Source organism: Plantibacter sp. PA-3-X8, assembly GCF_003856975.1.
GTDB classification, from domain to species: Bacteria; Actinomycetota; Actinomycetes; order Actinomycetales; family Microbacteriaceae; genus Plantibacter; species Plantibacter auratus.
Genome location: NZ_CP033107.1, coordinates 1,277,862 through 1,295,268, shown reverse-complemented (window position 1 = coordinate 1,295,268; position 17,407 = coordinate 1,277,862). Strand labels below are relative to the sequence as shown.

Below are 17,407 nucleotides of genomic sequence, written 5' to 3'. Positions count from 1 at the left end.
AGGCCATCGGCCTCACGTCGTCACAGCGCCTGGACGATGAGGGCGACACCGAATGCGACGATCAAGCCGTTGCCGACGACGGCCGTCCACCTCCGAAAGGACGCGCCCGTCCTACGCCGGAGTCCGGCTCCGAGCGCGACCAGCAGCGCCTGCCAGCCGAAGGATGCGAGCCCGACACCCACGATGAAGGCGACCACCGTCGACCCTGATTCCGTGAACTCGGCCAGGCCGGTCAGGATCGCCGCGAAGTACACGAGGGTGGCCGGGTTGATCGCCGTCAGACCGAGGAAGAGCAGGTAGCGCTGATGTGAGGTGCCCGAGCGCTCAGCGGGCCGTTCCCCGGCTGACGGCTTCGCACGGAGGCCCTGCAGGAGACCGTGCGCTCCGAGCGCGATGACGGCGACACCACCGAGGAGCTGCGGCCAGGGAGACCATCCGCTCACGATGGGACCGGCGAGCGCACCGGCAGCGACGGCGGCCGCGCAGTACGACACGTCCACTGTCGCCACAGCGGCGGCGGCAGGCAGCCCACGGTGCAGCCCGCGCGTGATGCCCTCATGGAGGAGCAGGATCCCGATCGCCCCGAGCGGCGCGGCCAGAGCGAGGCCGGCGACGGAACCGGCGAAGAGAGCGAGGGGGACATCCATGCCGACGACTCTGGTGCAGCGCACCGGTCACCACAGTGTGTTCTGGCAGTGAGACGGCATACTGTGTCGCATGGACGATCTCGACAGTGCAATCATCGGCGTACTGCAGCTGAACGCGAGGACATCGTTCAGTGAGCTCGGCCGTCAGATCGGTTTGAGCACGAATGCGACGGCGGCCCGTGTGCGTCGTCTGGAGCACAGCGGCGTCATCACCGGGTACCGCGCGATCCTCGGCTCCGATGCCCCGGTCGCCGAGGACGGCCTGGAGGCGTTCATCGACGTCCGACTCGACCCCGCGCGCAAGTCGGAGGAGTTCTTGGAGTGGACCCGACGGATCCCCGACATCAGAGACGCGGTGCACGTCACCGGCGCCTACGACTACCTCGTCCACATCCGCGTCGCGGGCACCGCTGCCCTCGACCGCCTTCTCCGCAGCATGAAGAACGATGGAGGCGCGACCCATACGCAGACGCGGCTGGCGCTCCGGTAGGCGGGAACCACGCGCGCCGTCGCATCGCGCTACCGCGGCCTGTCTCTAGACCGGCGCAAGCGGTTCGCGGGCTCCGTCCGGCAGTTCCACGGTGATCGGGTCACCGGGCTGCACGACGCCACCGACGAGCACGACACCCATGACTCCTGTCTTGCGGACGGTGCGGCCATCGGCGTCCGTACCGACGACCTGCTTGAGCAGGCCTGGTTCGTGGCGGTCGATCTGGACACACGGGTTCCGCAGGCCCGTCACCTCGACGACGGCGTCCGTCCCGAGTCGGAGCACGGCACCCGCGGGGAGGTCGAGGAGGTCCAGCCCCTCGGTGGTGATGTTCTCGCCCAGCTCACCCGGGGTGAGGTCGGCATCCACCTCCGCGAAGAGCTCCCGGTGGATGAGGTGGACCTGCCGGAGGTTGGGCTGCGATGGGTCTCGTCTCACCCGGGATCGATGCTGCACCGTCGCACCGAAATGCGCGTCCCCCTCGACGCCCAGCCCGGCGACGAGCGTGATCGCGTCCCGTCGCGGCTTGGAGAAACGGTGCTCATCGTCGCTGCTGACCGAGACGACACGGGCGTTTGTCATCACCCCAGTCTGCCTGGGGGAACAGGACCGACGGAAGTCCCCGATACTCATGTCCCGGCGCGCGAGCTGGCACACTCAGCGGTGCAGGATCACCTGGTAGAGGTTGTGGTCCTGCCAGGTGCCGGCGATCCGCAGGTAGGACGGCGCCATGCCGATGTGCTCGAAACCGGCCTTGTGCAGCACCCGCTGCGAACCGTGGTTGTGGAGCAGGGTGCTGGCCTCGACGCGGTGCAGGCCGAGGTCGTCGCGCGCCACCCGGACGATCGCCTGCACGGCGGCCGTCGCGAGACCCCTCCCCGCGTACTGCGCGTCCACCCAGTAGCCCAACCCGGCGTTCTGGAACGGACCCCGGACGATGCCGGACAGGTTGAACCGCCCCACGATGGTCGTGCCGTCGAACAGACCGAGCGAGTAGGCGCTTCCGGCCGCGGTGGCCGCGACCTTGCTGCGCAGGTCGGCCGCCTGCGCGGCCTCGGTGAAGAACTCGTCGGATCGAGCGGGCTCCCACGGCGCGAGGTGGGCTCGATTGCGCACGTACGCAGCGACGAGTTCGCTCGAATCACCGAGTTCCAGGGGTCGCAGGTCGATGCCGTCGGCGAGGTTGGTCACGGTGAACACGCGTCAACGGTAGTGCTCGCCGGGCCCACTCGCCCACCCCGATGCGACGTGGGTGTCGCTGACTGGGACTCAGCGGCTGGCGATGGGGTGGGCCGGGTACTCGCGCAGCACCAGGGCCGTGCTGACGGGACCGAACCGGCCGATCGCGTCGATGATCTGCTCGAGGCGTTCCGGCGAGGGGGCGTGCACGTCGAGGACGAAGCAGTCCTCGCCGGTGACGCGGTAGATCCGGTGAATCTCCGGCAGCTCGTCGAACTGGGCCAGCGACGCCTGGATCTGCGCGTGGGTCGTCCGGAGTCGGACGACGGCGTGTGTCGTGAGCCCGAGCTTCTGCGGAGACACCCGAGCTCCGTAGCCGGTGATGTACCCGGCGAGCTCCAACTTGCGGACCCGCGCCGACACCGCCGGCTGGGACAGATGCACGAGCCGGGCGAGGTCGGTCATCGTGGTTCGCCCGTCGACCTGGAGCACGTCGAGGATCGTCTGGTCCGTTCGATCGAAGGAAAGCGAAGCGTCGTCCGTCATCTGCTTAGTAAACAACGGATGATGACGCTCCAGCTGCTGACACCGAGGGCTCGACTGGCACGCTGAGGGCAGATCGCCCGACCACGACGAAGGAATCCCATGTCGATCATCACCATGCCCGGGATCGGTGGATCCGACGACGCCCACTGGCAATCCCGTTGGGAGCGCGAGACGCCCGCGATCCGACGGTTCGCGCCGTCCTCCTGGGACGAACCGGAGCTCGACGACTGGTCCGCCGCCCTCGACCGAGCGGTGGCAGGCGAGCCGGCGATCCTGGTCGCGCACAGCCTCTCGTGCCTGCTGGCCGTCCGCTGGGCGGCGGCGAACCCCGCTCGGGTCGCCGGGCTGTTCCTCGTCGCCGCACCCGACCCTGACGGACCGCGGTTCCCGACGGTCGCAGCAGCGTTCGCCGAGGGTCTCGACGTCCGGCCGCCCGTCCCCGTACTCCTCGTGACCAGCGAGGATGACCCGTACTGCTCCGAGGCGCGCGCGGCCGAGTTCGCCACCGTGTGGGGCGTGCTTCGGGTCGGCATCGGGCGCCAGGGTCACGTGAACTCCGCGAGTGGACTCGGCGCCTGGCCGGAGGGCCGACGACTGCTGACCGCGTTCAGCGCGGGGGTCGGGAGGATCTCAGGCGGGCCGCGCTCGGTGGTGGCGCTGCCAGTCGACTGACGCGACGCCGTTCAGGACACTCAGCACGGTCCGTTCTGCCAGGCCGTCGTCGATCGGCTGGTGCCCGAAGAAGGCACGGTAGTAGAGGGGGGCCGCCAGGAGGTCGAGTGTGAGTTCCATGTCGAGACCGTCCTGGATGTCGCCACGCTCGACCGCGTGCTCGAGCACCGCTCGCGAGGTCGCCCGGCGAGCCTCGAAGTAGTCGCGGCGGAAGACCTCGCGCAACGCCGGATCCGCCTCGAGGTCGGACACGAGCCCCGGAAGCGCCCGGGTGATCGGGGAGCTCTGGAAGGCGGGCGAAGGCCTGCGCCGGCGAGCGCAGCGTGCGACCGGCGCTCGGACGTGATCAGCGGACGCTGCAGGGCCCCGAGGCGGACAACACGATGACCGGGCCCACCTCGGGCGCGTCGGCGAACTCCCCGAGACGCAGGTAGAACCCGTCGTCAGACGTGAACGCCACGGCCCGAGTGGCGTCTGACGATCCATCCGCAGCCACCTTCTTCTCCACCTTCCATCCCGCGCGTCCGGCGTACATGGCGGCCGCATCGTCCAACCAGGCGGCACGGTCGAAGTCCGCTGCGACGCTGACCGTCAGGATCCCGTTGAACTGCGCGGCGCCACCGGTGCACTGGATGTCGACGTCGTCCTCGACCCCCGTCGACGCGCTGTCGGCAGGCAGCGTCGCCTCGAACTCGGCACGGAGCGAGAGCGCCTCCGACTTCGTGGTGTCGTAGTCCGGCCTGATCTGCAACGATCCACAGCCTGCGAGCGCGCAGGCGAGGACGATGCCGATGAGGCCGAGCATTGTCCGACGCATGATGCGATCCCTCCCCGAATGGACCAAGGTCTCCAGCGTAGGTGCCGGGGACGACCGTCGGGCAGACTGGACCGGTGACCAGATCCGACCTGATCCGAGCCGACACCACCCGAGCAGCCCTCCTCCGCGATCGCATCGTCCAGCAGGTCGCCGAGCAGGGCTTCGGCGCGCACGGCCTGCACGTGCTCGCCGGTGACGACGAGGCTGAGCATCGCTGGACCGAGGACGTCCGTGAGGACATCCACTCCGCGGCGAAGGGCGTGTGTGTGCTCGCCGCCGGCCTCGCCATCGACGACGGACTCATCGCGATGGACACCACACTGGGCGCCGTGTTCCCGGAAGCCGACTTCGGCGAGGGCACCGCCGACGTCACCCTCCGGCGCCTGTTGAACATGACGAGCGGCGTCGACCTCCCCTGGTCGCCGACCCTGCTGTCCGACTGGCCGGACCTGACCCTCGAGTTCCTGAGCAGGCCGTCCCGTGGTCGCGTCTTCCAGTACTCGAACGCCAGCACCTACACGGCGATGCGCGCGGTCGAGACCCGGGTCGGCGACGTCGGCGACTACCTCGAGCAGCGACTCCTCGCACCGCTCGGCATCCACGAAGCGCCCTGGGAGCGGTGCCCCCGCGGATTCATCGCGTCCGGCGGAGGGCTGCAGCTCCGCACCGCGGAACTCGCGCGAATCGGACGACTCATCCGCGACCACGGCCGGTGGGCAGGCGAACAACTCCTGTCACCGGAGTGGATCGACGCCATGCACGCCGACTGGGTGCCGTCCGGAACCGGCATCGGCTACGAGCGGTATGCGCTCGCGGGATGGGATGGTCCGGGCGCGGCCTGGCGACTCCACGGTGCCTATGGGCAGCTCGTCGTCTTCGCCGGCGACGCCGTGGTCACCATCACGGCCGAGGACCATGAGGGTGCCGACCGCATCGCGGCCTCCGTGTCCTCGCTCCTCACCGACACCGCGGGCTGATCACGGCCGCCGGCGCGGGTCAGCTTCCTGCGCGGAGCACTCCCGCCGCCGCTTCGACGGTCGAGACGAACGTGGCGCCGACGCTCCGGTGCCCCGACCGGATCTCCTGCTGCGGAGCGTCGGAGAGCACGACCACATCGATGTCGAGGATGCGGCAGACACGCGCCTTGTACGCGATGTCGACGCGGTCCCCTGCTCGCGGGCATAAGACGACCGCGCTCGGCGGGAAGCGGTCGTCCGTGAGCATCTCGCCCCAGGACGACGCCGCGATCGTCACCTGCAGATCAGGCGCGTGGGATTCGAGCCACGACACGGCAGACGCGCGGGCGCGAGCGTCGCTGTCCAGTACGCCGACCGTTCGCATCGATACCTCGTCACTCGTCACCGCATCCGGAGTCATACCCCGATGGTGTCGGCGCCATCCGTAAGATACCAGCGCCGGGACCACCCGCGGCGCACGGGATCCGAACCCCACCGCATCACCCACCCACGCCTCATGCGGACCAGCACCGTGGTCGACGGCGATCATCGTCGTGATCGCGGTCGTGATCGCGGTCGTGGCCGCGGCACCGTCGTTCCGCGCACCACGCCCACTGCCGGGCGAGCACACCTCTGAGCGGCCGCCCGATGTGACAGCGGTTCGTTGCTCGCGCTATGGTATTGATAACCATTATCAATACGGAGGCTGCGTTCATGAAGGTCCGGAACTCGTTGAAGTCGCTCAAGAAGATGCCGGGCGCACAAGTGGTGCGTCGACGCGGTCGCGTGTTCGTCATCAACAAGCTCAACCCGCGCTTCAAGGCGCGTCAGGGTTGAGCGAGGTCGTCGTCGCGTCCATCCGGCGTGGCCGCCGGCATGACGCGGCGATGACCGTCGGCCTGGTCCTGCTCGCCGTGGCGACGATCCTGGTCGCCGTGGCGATCGGCCCAGTCCCCATCGACCCGGCGACGGTCCTCGGCGTGCTCACCCGGCACCTCGTCGGGGCCGCGCCCGGCCCCTGGCCGGACTCGGTCGATCAGATCGTCTGGATCACGAGAGCGCCGCGGGTGGCCATGGGGCTCGTCGCCGGCGCCGTGCTCGCCGTCGCCGGAGTCATGCTGCAGGCCCTCGTCCGCAATGCGCTCGCAGACCCGTACCTGCTCGGGCTCAACTCTGGCGCTTCGACGGGTGTCGCCCTCGTCGTGCTCGTCATCGGCGGTGGCGGCGCACTCCTGGTCGCCGGTGCCGCCCTGGCCGGGGCCATCGGTGCGGTGGTGCTGGTCGTTCTGCTCGCCGGGGTCGCGAACCGCCGCGGGCCCCTGCGGCTGGTCCTCGCCGGGCTCGCTGTCGGATACGCACTGAACGCCACCACGAGCTTCCTCGTCTTCTCCAGCGACGCACCGGAGGCGGCGCGCTCCGTGCTGTTCTGGCTCCTGGGGTCGCTGGCGTCGGTGCAGCCGGTCGCGCTCCTCGCCGCAGCCGTCTCGGCGACCATCGGTCTCGGCGCCCTCATCGTCCTCGCACCGTGGACCGACGCGCTCGCATCGGGCGACGACTCGGCCAGATCGGTCGGGATCGATCCCGAGCGAGCTCGGATCGGACTGATGGTCGGCGTCTCGGCGATGGTCGGCGTGACGGTCGCGGCCGTCGGCGGGGTCGGCTTCATCGGTCTCGTGATCCCGCATCTCGCGCGCAGACTCGTCGGCGGACGCCACCGGGGGGTGATCCCGGTCGCCGCCCTGCTCGGCGGCATCGTCCTGGTCGTCGCCGACACCATCGCCCGAACCGCGTTCGCCCCGCAGGAGATCCCGGTCGGCGTGATCACCGGGATCCTCGGCGCCCCGTTCCTCCTCGTGCTCCTCCGGCAGGGCCAAGGCGCCCGGTCTGACGCATGAGCTCCCCACCCATCCATCAGAACGGAAGACACCGATGACCACACCCCGTTTCCGGCGAGCGCTCCTCGCCGCGACCGTCCCCGTGCTCGCGCTCGGCCTGCTGAGCGGCTGCACGGCCACCACCGCCGCCGAGACGTCGCCCGCTCCGAGCGACGCCGGCTTCCCGGTCACCATCGAGAACTGCGGTTCGACGATCACGTTGGACGCACCCGCCCGACGCATCGTGCTCGTGAACGACGACGAGCTTCCCAACCTGGAGGCGCTGGGAGCCGTCGACCGGATCGTCGCCATCACCGCGACCCCGCAACCCGGACTGTATGCGGACGCCACGTACGACGCGCTCGACGCCCTGTCGCCGCTCACCGCCGAGCAGAATGCGACGGGTGGTTCGGTCGTCTCCCAGGAGAGCATCCTCGGCGCGTCACCTGATCTGGTCATCGCCCCTGAGAACGCCGTGGACCGCAACGCCCTGGCGGCGAGTGGAATCCCCGTCTACTCCCCCACCGCGTACTGCTCGAACCCGGACCCGGAGCTCAGCACGACCGCGACCTTCGACCGGGTCTGGAACGAGGTCCGGTCACTCGGAAGTCTGCTCGGAGCTGGCGACCAAGCGGAGCAAGCCATCGCCGCGGCGAAGGCGACGGTGCAGTCATCTGCTCCCGCTGCGGGGACGGCCGCGGCACTCTACGTCTCGTCCGGCGGCGCCGTGCTGTCACCATACGGCGGCCCGAGCATGGTCACCCCGGTCTTCGCGGCCGCAGGTCTCACCAACGTGTACGCGGACTCGGATCAGCGGGTCTTCGATGCCAGCGTGGAGGACATCATCTCCCGCGATCCCGGCACGATCGTGCTGCTGTACTCGAGCGGCGACCCGCAGGGCACGATCGACACCTTCCTGAACACGCCGGGCGTCTCCGGACTGCGTGCTGTCCGCGAAGACCGAGTCGTGGCCCTCCGCTTCCCGTACACGGATCCGCCGAGCGTGCTTTCGGTCCGGGGGCCCGGCGAGCTCGCCCGACTCCTGGACGGCCTGGGATGATCGAAGCCGCGGCGGTGACCGTCCGCTCCGGCGGCCGAACGCTGCTCGACGCCGTCTCCTTCACCGCGCCGACCGGCAGCGTGACCGGCATCGTCGGGCCGAACGGCGGCGGGAAGACGACACTGCTGCGCGCGCTCGTGCGGGCCGTCCCGGTCGTGAGCGGACGCATCACCGTCGACGGTCAGGACATCCGTACGCGGCGCCGACGGTGGATCGCCCGAACGGTCGCCGAGGTCGGCCAACGCATCGACCCTGACCCGGGGCTGCGCGTCGTCGACGAGGTGTCGTTGGGTGGTCTCGCCGAGCGAGGGGTGCTGCGCGCCGGCGGCACCGCGCACGATGAGCAGGTGGCCGGTGCGATCGACACGGTCGGGCTGACCCCTCGCGCGTTCGACCGCCTGGCCACCCTGTCCGGCGGCGAGCTCCAGCGGGTCGCACTCGCCAGGGCGCTTGCGCAGCGCGCACCGCACGCCCTGCTCGACGAACCCACGAACCACCTCGACCTCAGACATCGGCTGGAGGTCGTGGCACTCCTGCGCACGATCGCGCCCACCGTGGTGGTCGTGTTGCACGACCTCGACCTCGCGGCACGGGTCTGCGACCACCTCGTCCTCCTCCACCACGGCCGCGTCGCCGGGGCAGGCCCGCCCCGCGACGTCCTGCATCCCGGCCTCATCGACCGGGTCTACGACGTGAGCACCCAGCGGCTCGAAGACGCGGCCGGCCGGGTGCGGTTCGAATTCTCACTGCCACCCGAACGACACCTCCACCCCGACACCAAGGAGTTCTCATGACCGAATCCACTTCAGCCGGCGACGCGACGACGCTCGCGACCGCTCGGAGCCTCGCATCGCGCTGGGATGCGCAGCAGACCGGCTACATCAGGCATCGAGCCGAGCGGTTCGACACGATCGCGCGCGTTGTCGCGGCGATCTGCGCGGATTCGCCCGCGCCCCGCATCCTCGATCTCGCGGGCGGGACGGGCTCCCTCGCCGAGCACGTCCTCGCGACCGTCCCGAACGGTCAGGCGGTCGTCGCGGACAAGGACCCCGCGCTCCTCGCCATCGCCGCCGACCTCGCGACCGCTGACCCGCGGCTCTCGATCGCCGAGGTCGACCTGTCCCTGAGCGACTGGATCACGCATCCGCAGATCGGCGACGGACCATTCGACGCCGTGGTCTCGTCGACCGCGCTGCACTGGTTGCAGCCCGCCGAGCTCGTGGAGGTTTACCGGGCGCTGCCCGCACTCATCCGGCCGGGCGGCATCGTCCTGAACGGCGATCACCTCTTGTACGGCGGACACCACGAACCGACCCTGGCCGGGATCGCCCGCGCCGACGACGAAGCGATGCAGCAGGAGACCTTCTCAGGCGACACCGACACGTGGGACGACTGGTGGGACGCGGTTGCGGCCACGCCGCGCTACGCCGACGCGCTCCGCCGACGCGACGAGGTCTGGGGCGAGTCGATCCACCAGGCTCCGCCGAAGGTCACCCTCGGCTTCCACCTCGAGACGCTCCGTAGCGCGGGGTTCAGCGAGACCGGGACCGTCTGGCAGTACCTCGACGACCACGTGCTCTACGGCATCATGCCGCACTGATCGCCACGCCGGGGTGGGCCGACGTCGCGAAGATGTCTCGCTCAAGCCTCACCGGTGAGGCCCGAGGACTGTCTGCTCAGGATGCGACGTCGACCGGTCCCCACGGTAGACGAGGCCACCGACAGCGTTCGACGGATCGCTGTTGCAGAGCCAGGCACGGTCGTCAAGAGTCAACTGCGCGTCGGTGCGCGGAGGTAGCGTCGCCGACATGGGTTCTTCTCGCTCGTCCGCCGCTTCCCTCGCCCGCATCGCCCGCGAGGAGTTCGGGTGGGACACGTTCCTGCCGGGACAGCGCGAGGCGATCCAGTCGGCCGTCGCCGGCCGGGACACGCTCCTGGTCCTCGCCACCGGCGGCGGGAAGTCGGCCGTCTACCAGGTCGCCGGCGCCCAGCGCGGCGGTGTGACCCTGGTGATCTCACCGCTGGTCGCCCTGCAGGCCGACCAGATCGCCTCGATCGCCGACGCACCGGACGCACCGCCGGCCGTCGCGCTCAACGCCTCGCTCGGGACGGCCGCCGTCGCCGCGGCATGGGACCTCATCGACCAGGGCGGCCCGGTCTACGTGCTGCTGGCTCCGGAGCAGCTCGCGAACGAGGAGACCGTCGCTCGACTCCGGGCGGCCGGCGTGTCCCTGATGGTCGTCGACGAAGCGCACTGCGTGTCCTCGTGGGGGACCGATTTCCGACCCGACTACCTCCGCTTGGCCGACGTCCGTCACGACCTCGGCGACCCGCCCGTCCTCGCCATGACGGCCACCGCCTCCGGGCCCGTCCGCTCGGAGATCATCGAACGGTTGCGCATGCACGACCCGGACGTCCAGGTCCACGGCGTCGACCGACCGGAGATCCGGCTCCTCGTGCGCCGCCACGAGAGCGAAGCGGAGAAACGGGCCGCGGTCGTCGACGAGGCCCGCAGCTGGACCGCACCCGGGTTGGTCTACGTGGCCACGAGAGCCGAGACGACCCGATATGCGGAGGAGATCGCCGCCGACGGACGACAGGTGGCCGCCTACCACGCGGGCCTATCGTCGAAGGAGCGTCGCGCCGTCCACGACCGCTGGCGCGCCGGCGAGCTCGACGTCGTCGTCGCCACCTCGGCGTTCGGCATGGGGATCGACCGCGCAGACGTCCGCTTCGTCCTGCACGCCACGACCTCCGAATCGCTCGACGCCTACTACCAGGAGGTCGGTCGCGCGGGGCGGGACGGCGAACCGGCCACCACCGCGCTCCACTACCGCGCGGAGGATCTCGGTCTCCGTCGTTTCTTCACCAAGCGTTCGGTGTCGGAATCCGCACTGCGCGCCGTCTGGCGGGCCGTCCGTTCGACGCCCGGCCTGTCGGTCGGCGAGCTCGCGACGAAGGTCAACCAGCCGCGACGGAGCGTCACGAGGCTCGTCAACGACCTCGCCGACGCACGGCTGGTCGACACGGTGGACGGCGTCCGGGCCGTCCAGGAGGTCGGTCCCAAGCGAGCCGTCGCCGCCGTCCGCGAGACGCTCGCGTCGCGGGAACGCATCGCGGAGTCGCGGCTGGCGATGATGCGCACCTATGCCGAGACCTCCCACTGCCGCCGGCGCGTCCTGCTCGAGTACTTCGGCGTCGAGGCCCCGGAGTGGTGCGGGAACTGCGACGGCTGCGAACGGCACGAAGCGCATCAGGAGCAGGAGCGGGCACAGCAGCACGCCCGGACGGACAGCGCCAGCGACGCCTCCCCCTTGCACGTCGAGCAGGCGGTGCACCACGAGGAGTTCGGTCCAGGCACCGTGATGGGCGTCGAGCCCGACCGCGTCACCATCTTCTTCGACGCGGAGGGCTACAAGGTCGTGGCGCTCTCAGCCCTCGAGACCGGTGTCCTCACGGCCCGCCAGCTCGCCTCGGCCTGAGCGTTCGGGCGCCTGCGCACCACGAACCGGCACTCCCGCGGCGCGCAAGCGACCCCGAAGGTCGTCGACCGTCGTGAACCGGTGCGTGGACATCGACAGGCGTGCTGCTCCGGCGAGCTTCGCTGCCGAGTCATCGGTGAAGAACACGTCCTCGCCCCGCACCTCCAGTGCATCGAGCACATGTTGGAACGCTCGGACGTCGGGTTTCGCGAAGCCGATGTCCGCCGAGTTGAAGATCGCGTCGAAGTGGTCGGCGATGCCGGACGTCGCCAACTCAGCGGCGATGGTGTCCGTGCCGTTCGTGAGCACCGCCGTCGTCAAGCCCGCGGTTCGGATCTCGTTGGACAGCTCCAGCAGCGCGTCGTCGACCGACCACCTCTGAGCACCCCATTCCTCAGCCGCGGCCCGGTCACCGACGAGGTGTCCGATCCGGCTGACCCATTCGGCTCTCGTGATCCGGCCGGTGGTGACCTCGTCGATCAGCGGTGGCGCGAAGGCGATCCCGGCGAGCGCCCCGGGCTGCAGCCCGTACCTGACCTCGATGTCGGACACCCGTGCCGGATCGAAGTGTCGGATCACGCCGTCGAGGTCGAACAGGACGACGCTGATCACGACCCGACCCGTTCCTCGCTACCCGCCGACTCATGTCCAGGGGCGTCGCCGATGACGCGATCGATCCAGTCGCGTCGCGACAGCGTCGGGATCTCGTCACGCGCGAACCAGCCGAGTTCGAGGAGCTCCTCGGGGTCCGCGGTCGCCTCGCTGAGGAGCTCGCAGTCGTAGGCGGTGGTCACGTACCCGACGTGGTCGCCGTTCGGGTACCGCACCATCATCGGTTCGCCGCCGTACACCCCGACGATCCCGCGGATGCGGACCCGGGCGCCGGTCTCCTCGAGGACCTCGCGGAGCAACGCGTCGGCGGGCTCCTCACCCGGCTCGACACCGCCGCCGATCAGACTCCAGAGGCCGGAGTGGCGATGGCGACCGAGGAGGAACCGGTCCCCGTCCCTGATCACCGCCGTGACCCCGGGGAGCATGAGGAACCCGGTCCCGATGTGGGCGCGGATCGAGGCGACGTAGTCGGACATCGGCATGCGGGGAGTCTACGGAACCGGTCTGACCGGAACGTGTCAGTCGGCGTGCTCCGGCGGCCACACCACGGCGAAGTGCTCGAAGACGATGTCCTCAGACTCCGACCACACCGCGCCCCGGGCCGCGCTGGTCCGCTCCCAGTAGCGTCGGTGTTCGCGCTGCCAGCTCTCGAGCGTGCGGTCGTCCTCACCTTCGGCGAACGCGAACGCGGCGTCGGCACTCGTGAACGGACCGATGCGGAGCGCGACGCTGCGGATGATGATCCGCGGAGCACCGGTGCTGTCGCACGCGATCCAGTGGGACCCGATCCGCGGGAGCGGGTCCCCGCGGTGCGCGAACTCCGAGACGAGTTCGGCGGTGGCCCGCTTCCGCCCGGTCAGGACGATGTCGAGCAGTTCGTCGGCCAGCCCGGCCGTGTCGCCGAAGTGCTCGACCGTGTAGTCGGCGTCGTCCAGTGCCGCGCCGCCGCGATGCTCGGCATACGCCTGCCACATCGTCCTCGCGGCATCGACGTCGGGGGCGGCGACCGGGCTGGCGGCGTGTGCGGAGTCCATACATCCGATCGTGCCAGACCATCCGACAGACCCGTCGACCATGGCTCAGCGCAGACGGCCGCCGGTGAACGCGTTCGTCGCGGCGAGGACGGTGTCGACGGGTGTGTCGATCGCCACTTCGCCGACCTGGAAACCGAGCTTGCCGAGCGCGGCGAAGGACCTCGGCGGGAGGGTCGTCGAGACGCCCGGAGACTGCGCGGTCAGACCGGGGACGAGGTGGAAGGTCAGGATCCGCCACTTGCCGCGTGAGCGTACCGAGATGCGCTCGATCGCTCCCCACGGGAGGAAGACCTCTCCTTGCGGGATGCTCCCACGAAGGCCGTCGGCGTCGAGCGTCAGTACCGTACGAGCCACTGACTGCGCTCCACGGACCGTCGCGAACTGCACCACCGCGAACAGCATGAGCCAGGAGATGACGCTGAAGGACAGTCCGGACAGCATGCCGAGGGCGAATCCGCCGGACGTCGTGGTCAGCACGGCGAGGAGCATCCCGAGCACCGGGATCAGTGCCGCTCCGATCAGGGTGAAGACGAACGCCGGGCGGGTCACCCGCTCCGTACGCACCGAGTCGGAGCCGACGACGAGTGGCGGGAAGGACTGCGGTGCACCGTTCATGAGGACAGTATGCCGCTCACCGCGCGGTGAGGCCCGAGCCGTCCGCATCGGCGACGAACGAGGTGGAACCGTAGTCGTCCCCGACACTGAAGGTGATCTGCGGCGGTCCGGCCGAACGGGCGAACGTGGGGCTGTCGACGTCGGTGTCGGTCGACCGGACGACGTATGCGAGCGCGTCACCCACGGGCAGGCCGACCTGCTCTGCGCCGTCCTGCATCAACGCCCAGACGCGGTCGAGCGCGACGTCCGACCAGGAGAACTGCTCGGCCGCCGATTCGGGTTGGATGCTCGCCGCGCCGTCGTTGGTGACCTGGCCATACCGGTACTCCCACCGGTCGGTCTTCGTGTCCCCCACGGTGAGCGGCGCCTGGACGATGACGAAATCGGCGGCGACCGTGATCGACACCACACGGTCATGACCGATCGCTTCCTGGAGCGCGCGCTGCGCCTCCGCGAGCGCCCCCGGGCGACGGAGGTCGGGTCGGAGGCGTCCGTCCTCGAGGGCAGCGATCGCCTGTGCGACGGACTGGTGGTACGGCACGACCACGATGGCCGCTGCCGCGATGGCGACGATCGCGAACAGGGCGAAGCGGCCGGGACGACCGGCCCGGCCGACGCCGAGCAACGGTCCGCGTCGCCGTCCGTCGACGATGCGCCGGTGCGGCTCGACGGGGAGGAACGGGACGGACGCGCGAGCCGGCACGCGCAACCGTGAACGCTCCGCCGGAGCGAGCTCGCCGGCGTCGATGAAGGCGACCTCGGGGCCGCCGTCGAGCAGGATCGCGACATCGCGCTCGGTGCCCGGCTGGAACATCGGGATGGCGGTCAGCGGGACGACGGTGCGCATCGTGCTCGCGAACGCCGCTCCGTGAAGCGGCTGGACGGTCAGGTCGAGTTCGCACAGCGGCTGGTCGTTGATCTGGGTGCCGGTCTGACGGAGCGCATCGACGCGGGCGACCCCGAGCCGACGAGCGTCCTTGGCCTGCTGGACGGCCTGAGGCGAAGCACCGACGGCGTTACCCACCGACCGGGCCACGAGCGTGAGCACTGAGGTCATGATGAAGACGGGGAGTGCGACACCGGCGACTGCGTACCCGACGTCGGGCGGACCGACGGTGATCACGATGACGCCGCCGAGCAGAGCACCGAGAGCCGCGAAGGCGATCAGACGAAGCATGCTTTCGACCTTATCGAAGCGCTCGATCCCACCACCGCCGGCGGTTCAGCCGGGTCCATCGCTCGCCGCGGCGAGCAGGGGCACGATGACGTCGCTGATCGGCGTGGGGATGCCGTGCACGCTCCCCCGCCGTTGGATCACCGCGTTGCGGACATCCCATTCGAGCGGTTGCCCCTGTTCGCGGTCGGCGAGGATCGACGTCCCGCGGTCGACCGGGGCGGCTCGGAACTGGTCGAGGAGCCGTCGAGGTTCGTCGTCGGTCAACCGCGCACCCTCCGCGCGCGCGACGGCCGCGCACTCCTCGAGGTAGCCGAGCATCAAGTTGCCGATGTCGTCGCGCCGGTACATGCCGGATCGGCGTCCGGTCAACGCCATGAGTCCGGCGGTGGCGTTCTGCAGCAGCTTCCGCCAGGCGAGGGTCGTGAAGTCGGTCGAGACCTCGACGGTGCAGCGGGAGCCGCGCAGCACGTCCGCCACCACGGCGGCACCCGGTTCCTCCGGCAGGGACAGGCGCGGCGGGCTCAGCAGGGTGACCGGGCCGCCGGGCTCGCGGGTGGCAGGGAACCACACGACCGCGGGGACGACCGTTCCCGCTCGGACGAGTGGCTCCACCATCTCGCGTTGCTCGACGCCGTTCTGCAGGACGCACACGACCGTCTCCGGGCCGCACAGCGCGGCGAGCCAGTCCGCAGCGGCAGCCGTCTGGGTCGCCTTGACCGCCAGGAAGACGAGGTCCGCGGTGCCCGGAGACTCCGCCGGATCGGTGTAGACCGGCCCGGGGACCGTCACCGTCTCGTCGTCGACCTGGAGCTGGAGCTCCGGCCGCTTCGACCGCCCAGCGATGAACGGCGTCCGTCCCTGTTCATGGAGCGCTGCGGCGACCACGGTTCCGATCGCGCCCGGCCCGATCACCGCGATGCGGTCGGGCCCACCGGGCGTCATGCCTCGCTCGATTCGGACAGCGAGTCGATCGTCGCGGCGATGACCGCCTCCGGGAACCGGCGGAGCTGGTCGAGGTCGACCCATTCCTCGGCGGCGTGCAGTCCGCCACCCGCTGGGCCGCAGACGACGGTCGGGATCCCCGCCGCCTGCCAGAGCGCCGACTCCATCCAGTACGGCGCCCCGACCGCCGCCGGTACGGCCTCGGCGTCCCGGGAGAGTTCGGCGGCGAGGATGTCGGCGAACCGCGCAGCCGGCCCCTGCTCGTCGGCCTCCCAGGCCTCGCGCTGATGGGTCAGCCGTGCGCCCGTGCGGAGACCAGGCATCCGGGCGGCGACCGCGTCGAGCATCGCCTGGACCTCGACCAGGGCGTCCTCAGCGCGTTCTCCCGGCATGGTGCGTCGCTCGATGGCGAGGGTCGCGTCGGCGGCGATCGTGAACGGAGCACTCCCTGCCCTGGCAACCGTCGTGGTGAACGAACCGTGGTCGAGCAACGGGTGCGTCGGTCGCCGATGGAGCTCGTCGTCGGCCCGCTCCACCTCCTGCAGCAGGGCGCCGAGAGCGCGGATCGCATCGACGGCCAGACCGGGCTGTGACGAGTGCGCGGCCGTCCCCTGCAGCGTCACCTCGACGACCGCGTACCCCCGGTGCGCCGACACCCGATCCAACCAGGTGGGCTCGGCGATGAGGCACACGTCCGCCGTCACACCACGATCGGCGAGGTGTCGGAGGACGGCAGCGGCCCCCACGCTCGCGTCCTCCTCATCAGCGACACCGGTGAAGACGACCGTGCCGGGATGGTCCGCCGCGGCGAGTCGCTCCGCGGCGACGATCAACCCCGCCAGGCCGGACTTCATGTCGCTGGCGCCGCGCCCGAAGAGCTTGCCGTCCGCGATCCGCGGGTTGAACGGGTCGACCATCCCCTCGACCCCGACGGTGTCGAGATGGCCGTTGAACACGACCGTCGGACCCGGCTGCGATCCCGCGTGCACGGCCACGACGCTGACGCGCTGCGCATCCTCCGGCGCGGGAACGAGGTCGACCACGAAGCCGGCGCCCTCGAGTCGCTGCGCGATCACCGCCGCGATCCGTCCTTCACCGGGAGCCCCTGGGACAAGGGTCGGACTGACGGAGTCGATCGAGATGAGCAGGCGGGCGAGCTCGAGCGCGTCGTCGCCGGGGCTGAGGTCGGACATGCCACGACGATAGCGGGACGGCTCGTCACGGAGACGCCTGAAGACCAGAACAGGCGCCCGTCTCCGTGAGGGGACAGACGCCTGAGCGCATCACCGACCACGATGGGCCGC

Annotated in this window: 23 protein-coding genes; 9 read left to right on the top strand and 14 right to left on the bottom strand. The window is 70.3% G+C overall.

All coding sequences use genetic code 11. From position 1 onward, the window contains the following. Positions 1–20: 20 nt before the first annotated feature. On the bottom strand, positions 21–647 hold the full coding sequence (locus EAO79_RS06235; protein WP_124768396.1) for a LysE family transporter: 627 nt from the start codon (positions 645–647) through the stop codon (positions 21–23). A 70-nt stretch (positions 648–717) separates the two neighbouring features. On the opposite strand from EAO79_RS06235, the gene EAO79_RS06230 reads away from it, so the two are divergent. Continuing rightward, positions 718–1,137 carry an Lrp/AsnC family transcriptional regulator gene (locus tag EAO79_RS06230; RefSeq protein ID WP_124768395.1) on the top strand — a complete coding sequence of 140 codons (420 nt, stop codon included), beginning with the start codon at positions 718–720 and terminating at the stop codon, positions 1,135–1,137. Between the two features lie 45 nt (positions 1,138–1,182). Here EAO79_RS06230 and EAO79_RS06225 read toward each other — a convergent pair whose 3' ends face one another. The 3 genes from EAO79_RS06225 to EAO79_RS06215 form a co-directional block, all read right to left on the bottom strand. Beyond that, positions 1,183–1,719 (bottom strand): MOSC domain-containing protein, encoded by a 537-nt coding sequence (locus EAO79_RS06225; protein ID WP_124768394.1) that lies wholly within the window; start codon positions 1,717–1,719, stop codon positions 1,183–1,185. 75 nt (positions 1,720–1,794) lie between these two features. Then, complete coding sequence (locus tag EAO79_RS06220; RefSeq protein ID WP_241161003.1) at positions 1,795–2,337, bottom strand: GNAT family N-acetyltransferase; 543 nt, start codon at positions 2,335–2,337, stop codon at positions 1,795–1,797. Positions 2,338–2,406: 69 nt separating this feature from the next. Then, the gene (locus EAO79_RS06215) at positions 2,407–2,862 is read right to left on the bottom strand and encodes an Lrp/AsnC family transcriptional regulator (protein ID WP_085512140.1); all 456 of its coding nucleotides are present in this window, start codon (positions 2,860–2,862) and stop codon (positions 2,407–2,409) included. 99 nt (positions 2,863–2,961) lie between these two features. On the opposite strand from EAO79_RS06215, the gene EAO79_RS06210 reads away from it, so the two are divergent. Further along, a complete protein-coding gene (locus EAO79_RS06210; protein WP_124768393.1) occupies positions 2,962–3,534 on the top strand; it encodes an alpha/beta hydrolase in 573 nt (190 codons plus the stop codon). Here the strand turns inward: EAO79_RS06210 and EAO79_RS19455 are convergent. After that, positions 3,493–3,981, bottom strand: a complete 489-nt coding sequence (locus EAO79_RS19455) for a TetR-like C-terminal domain-containing protein (protein ID WP_256386833.1) — start codon at positions 3,979–3,981, stop codon at positions 3,493–3,495. The genes EAO79_RS06210 and EAO79_RS19455 overlap by 42 nt on opposite strands. Beyond that, a complete protein-coding gene (locus EAO79_RS19370) occupies positions 3,881–4,351 on the bottom strand; it encodes a hypothetical protein (protein WP_159877177.1) in 471 nt (156 codons plus the stop codon). The genes EAO79_RS19455 and EAO79_RS19370 overlap by 101 nt, the downstream gene beginning before the upstream one ends. A 74-nt stretch (positions 4,352–4,425) precedes the next feature. Here EAO79_RS19370 and EAO79_RS06200 point away from each other — a divergent pair, with 74 nt between their 5' ends. Then, a complete protein-coding gene (locus tag EAO79_RS06200) occupies positions 4,426–5,328 on the top strand; it encodes a serine hydrolase (RefSeq protein WP_241161001.1) in 903 nt (300 codons plus the stop codon). Between the two features lie 19 nt (positions 5,329–5,347). Here the strand turns inward: EAO79_RS06200 and EAO79_RS06195 are convergent, their stop codons facing one another. After that, a complete protein-coding gene (locus tag EAO79_RS06195) occupies positions 5,348–5,692 on the bottom strand; it encodes a hypothetical protein (protein ID WP_124768391.1) in 345 nt (114 codons plus the stop codon). Between the two features lie 329 nt (positions 5,693–6,021). On the opposite strand from EAO79_RS06195, the gene ykgO reads away from it, so the two are divergent. The 6 genes from ykgO to EAO79_RS06165 all read left to right on the top strand — a co-directional run bounded on the left by ykgO (position 6,022) and on the right by EAO79_RS06165 (position 11,723). Continuing rightward, positions 6,022–6,144 carry a type B 50S ribosomal protein L36 gene (gene ykgO, locus EAO79_RS06190; RefSeq protein WP_064295097.1) on the top strand — a complete coding sequence of 41 codons (123 nt, stop codon included), beginning with the start codon at positions 6,022–6,024 and terminating at the stop codon, positions 6,142–6,144. Beyond that, on the top strand, positions 6,141–7,202 hold the full coding sequence (locus EAO79_RS06185) for an iron ABC transporter permease (RefSeq protein WP_241161000.1): 1,062 nt from the start codon (positions 6,141–6,143) through the stop codon (positions 7,200–7,202). The genes ykgO and EAO79_RS06185 overlap by 4 nt, the downstream gene beginning before the upstream one ends. Before the next feature lie 34 nt (positions 7,203–7,236). Further along, positions 7,237–8,241, top strand: a complete 1,005-nt coding sequence (locus EAO79_RS06180; protein ID WP_124768390.1) for an ABC transporter substrate-binding protein — start codon at positions 7,237–7,239, stop codon at positions 8,239–8,241. Further along, positions 8,238–9,035 (top strand): ABC transporter ATP-binding protein, encoded by a 798-nt coding sequence (locus EAO79_RS06175; protein WP_124768389.1) that lies wholly within the window; start codon positions 8,238–8,240, stop codon positions 9,033–9,035. Before EAO79_RS06180 ends, EAO79_RS06175 begins: the two co-directional genes overlap by 4 nt. Beyond that, the gene (locus EAO79_RS06170) at positions 9,032–9,841 is read left to right on the top strand and encodes a trans-aconitate 2-methyltransferase (RefSeq protein WP_079704733.1); all 810 of its coding nucleotides are present in this window, start codon (positions 9,032–9,034) and stop codon (positions 9,839–9,841) included. The genes EAO79_RS06175 and EAO79_RS06170 overlap by 4 nt, the downstream gene beginning before the upstream one ends. Positions 9,842–10,049: 208 nt before the next feature. After that, positions 10,050–11,723 (top strand): ATP-dependent DNA helicase RecQ, encoded by a 1,674-nt coding sequence (locus EAO79_RS06165; RefSeq protein ID WP_124768388.1) that lies wholly within the window; start codon positions 10,050–10,052, stop codon positions 11,721–11,723. Here EAO79_RS06165 and EAO79_RS06160 read toward each other — a convergent pair. Genes EAO79_RS06160 through EAO79_RS06130 form a run of 7 tightly spaced genes read right to left on the bottom strand, consistent with a single transcriptional unit; the run spans position 11,673 to position 17,296 of the window. Continuing rightward, entirely contained in the window at positions 11,673–12,335 is a 663-nt protein-coding gene (locus EAO79_RS06160) for an HAD-IA family hydrolase (RefSeq protein ID WP_124768387.1), read from the bottom strand. The genes EAO79_RS06165 and EAO79_RS06160 overlap by 51 nt on opposite strands. After that, positions 12,332–12,817: an NUDIX domain-containing protein gene (locus tag EAO79_RS06155; RefSeq protein WP_241160999.1), complete on the bottom strand. Its 486-nt coding sequence runs from the start codon at positions 12,815–12,817 to the stop codon at positions 12,332–12,334. Before EAO79_RS06155 ends, EAO79_RS06160 begins: the two co-directional genes overlap by 4 nt. A gap of 36 nt (positions 12,818–12,853) precedes the next feature. Beyond that, complete coding sequence (locus tag EAO79_RS06150; protein ID WP_206428293.1) at positions 12,854–13,369, bottom strand: ASCH domain-containing protein; 516 nt, start codon at positions 13,367–13,369, stop codon at positions 12,854–12,856. A gap of 45 nt (positions 13,370–13,414) precedes the next feature. Further along, positions 13,415–13,984, bottom strand: coding sequence for a hypothetical protein (locus tag EAO79_RS06145; protein WP_124768386.1), 570 nt, complete (start codon positions 13,982–13,984; stop codon positions 13,415–13,417). Between the two features lie 16 nt (positions 13,985–14,000). Beyond that, positions 14,001–15,161, bottom strand: a complete 1,161-nt coding sequence (locus EAO79_RS06140; protein WP_124768385.1) for a hypothetical protein — start codon at positions 15,159–15,161, stop codon at positions 14,001–14,003. A 45-nt stretch (positions 15,162–15,206) separates the two neighbouring features. Then, on the bottom strand, positions 15,207–16,103 hold the full coding sequence (locus EAO79_RS06135) for an oxidoreductase (RefSeq protein ID WP_124768384.1): 897 nt from the start codon (positions 16,101–16,103) through the stop codon (positions 15,207–15,209). Further along, a complete protein-coding gene (locus EAO79_RS06130) occupies positions 16,100–17,296 on the bottom strand; it encodes a M20/M25/M40 family metallo-hydrolase (protein ID WP_124768383.1) in 1,197 nt (398 codons plus the stop codon). Before EAO79_RS06130 ends, EAO79_RS06135 begins: the two co-directional genes overlap by 4 nt. Between the last annotated feature and the right edge of the window lie 111 nt (positions 17,297–17,407).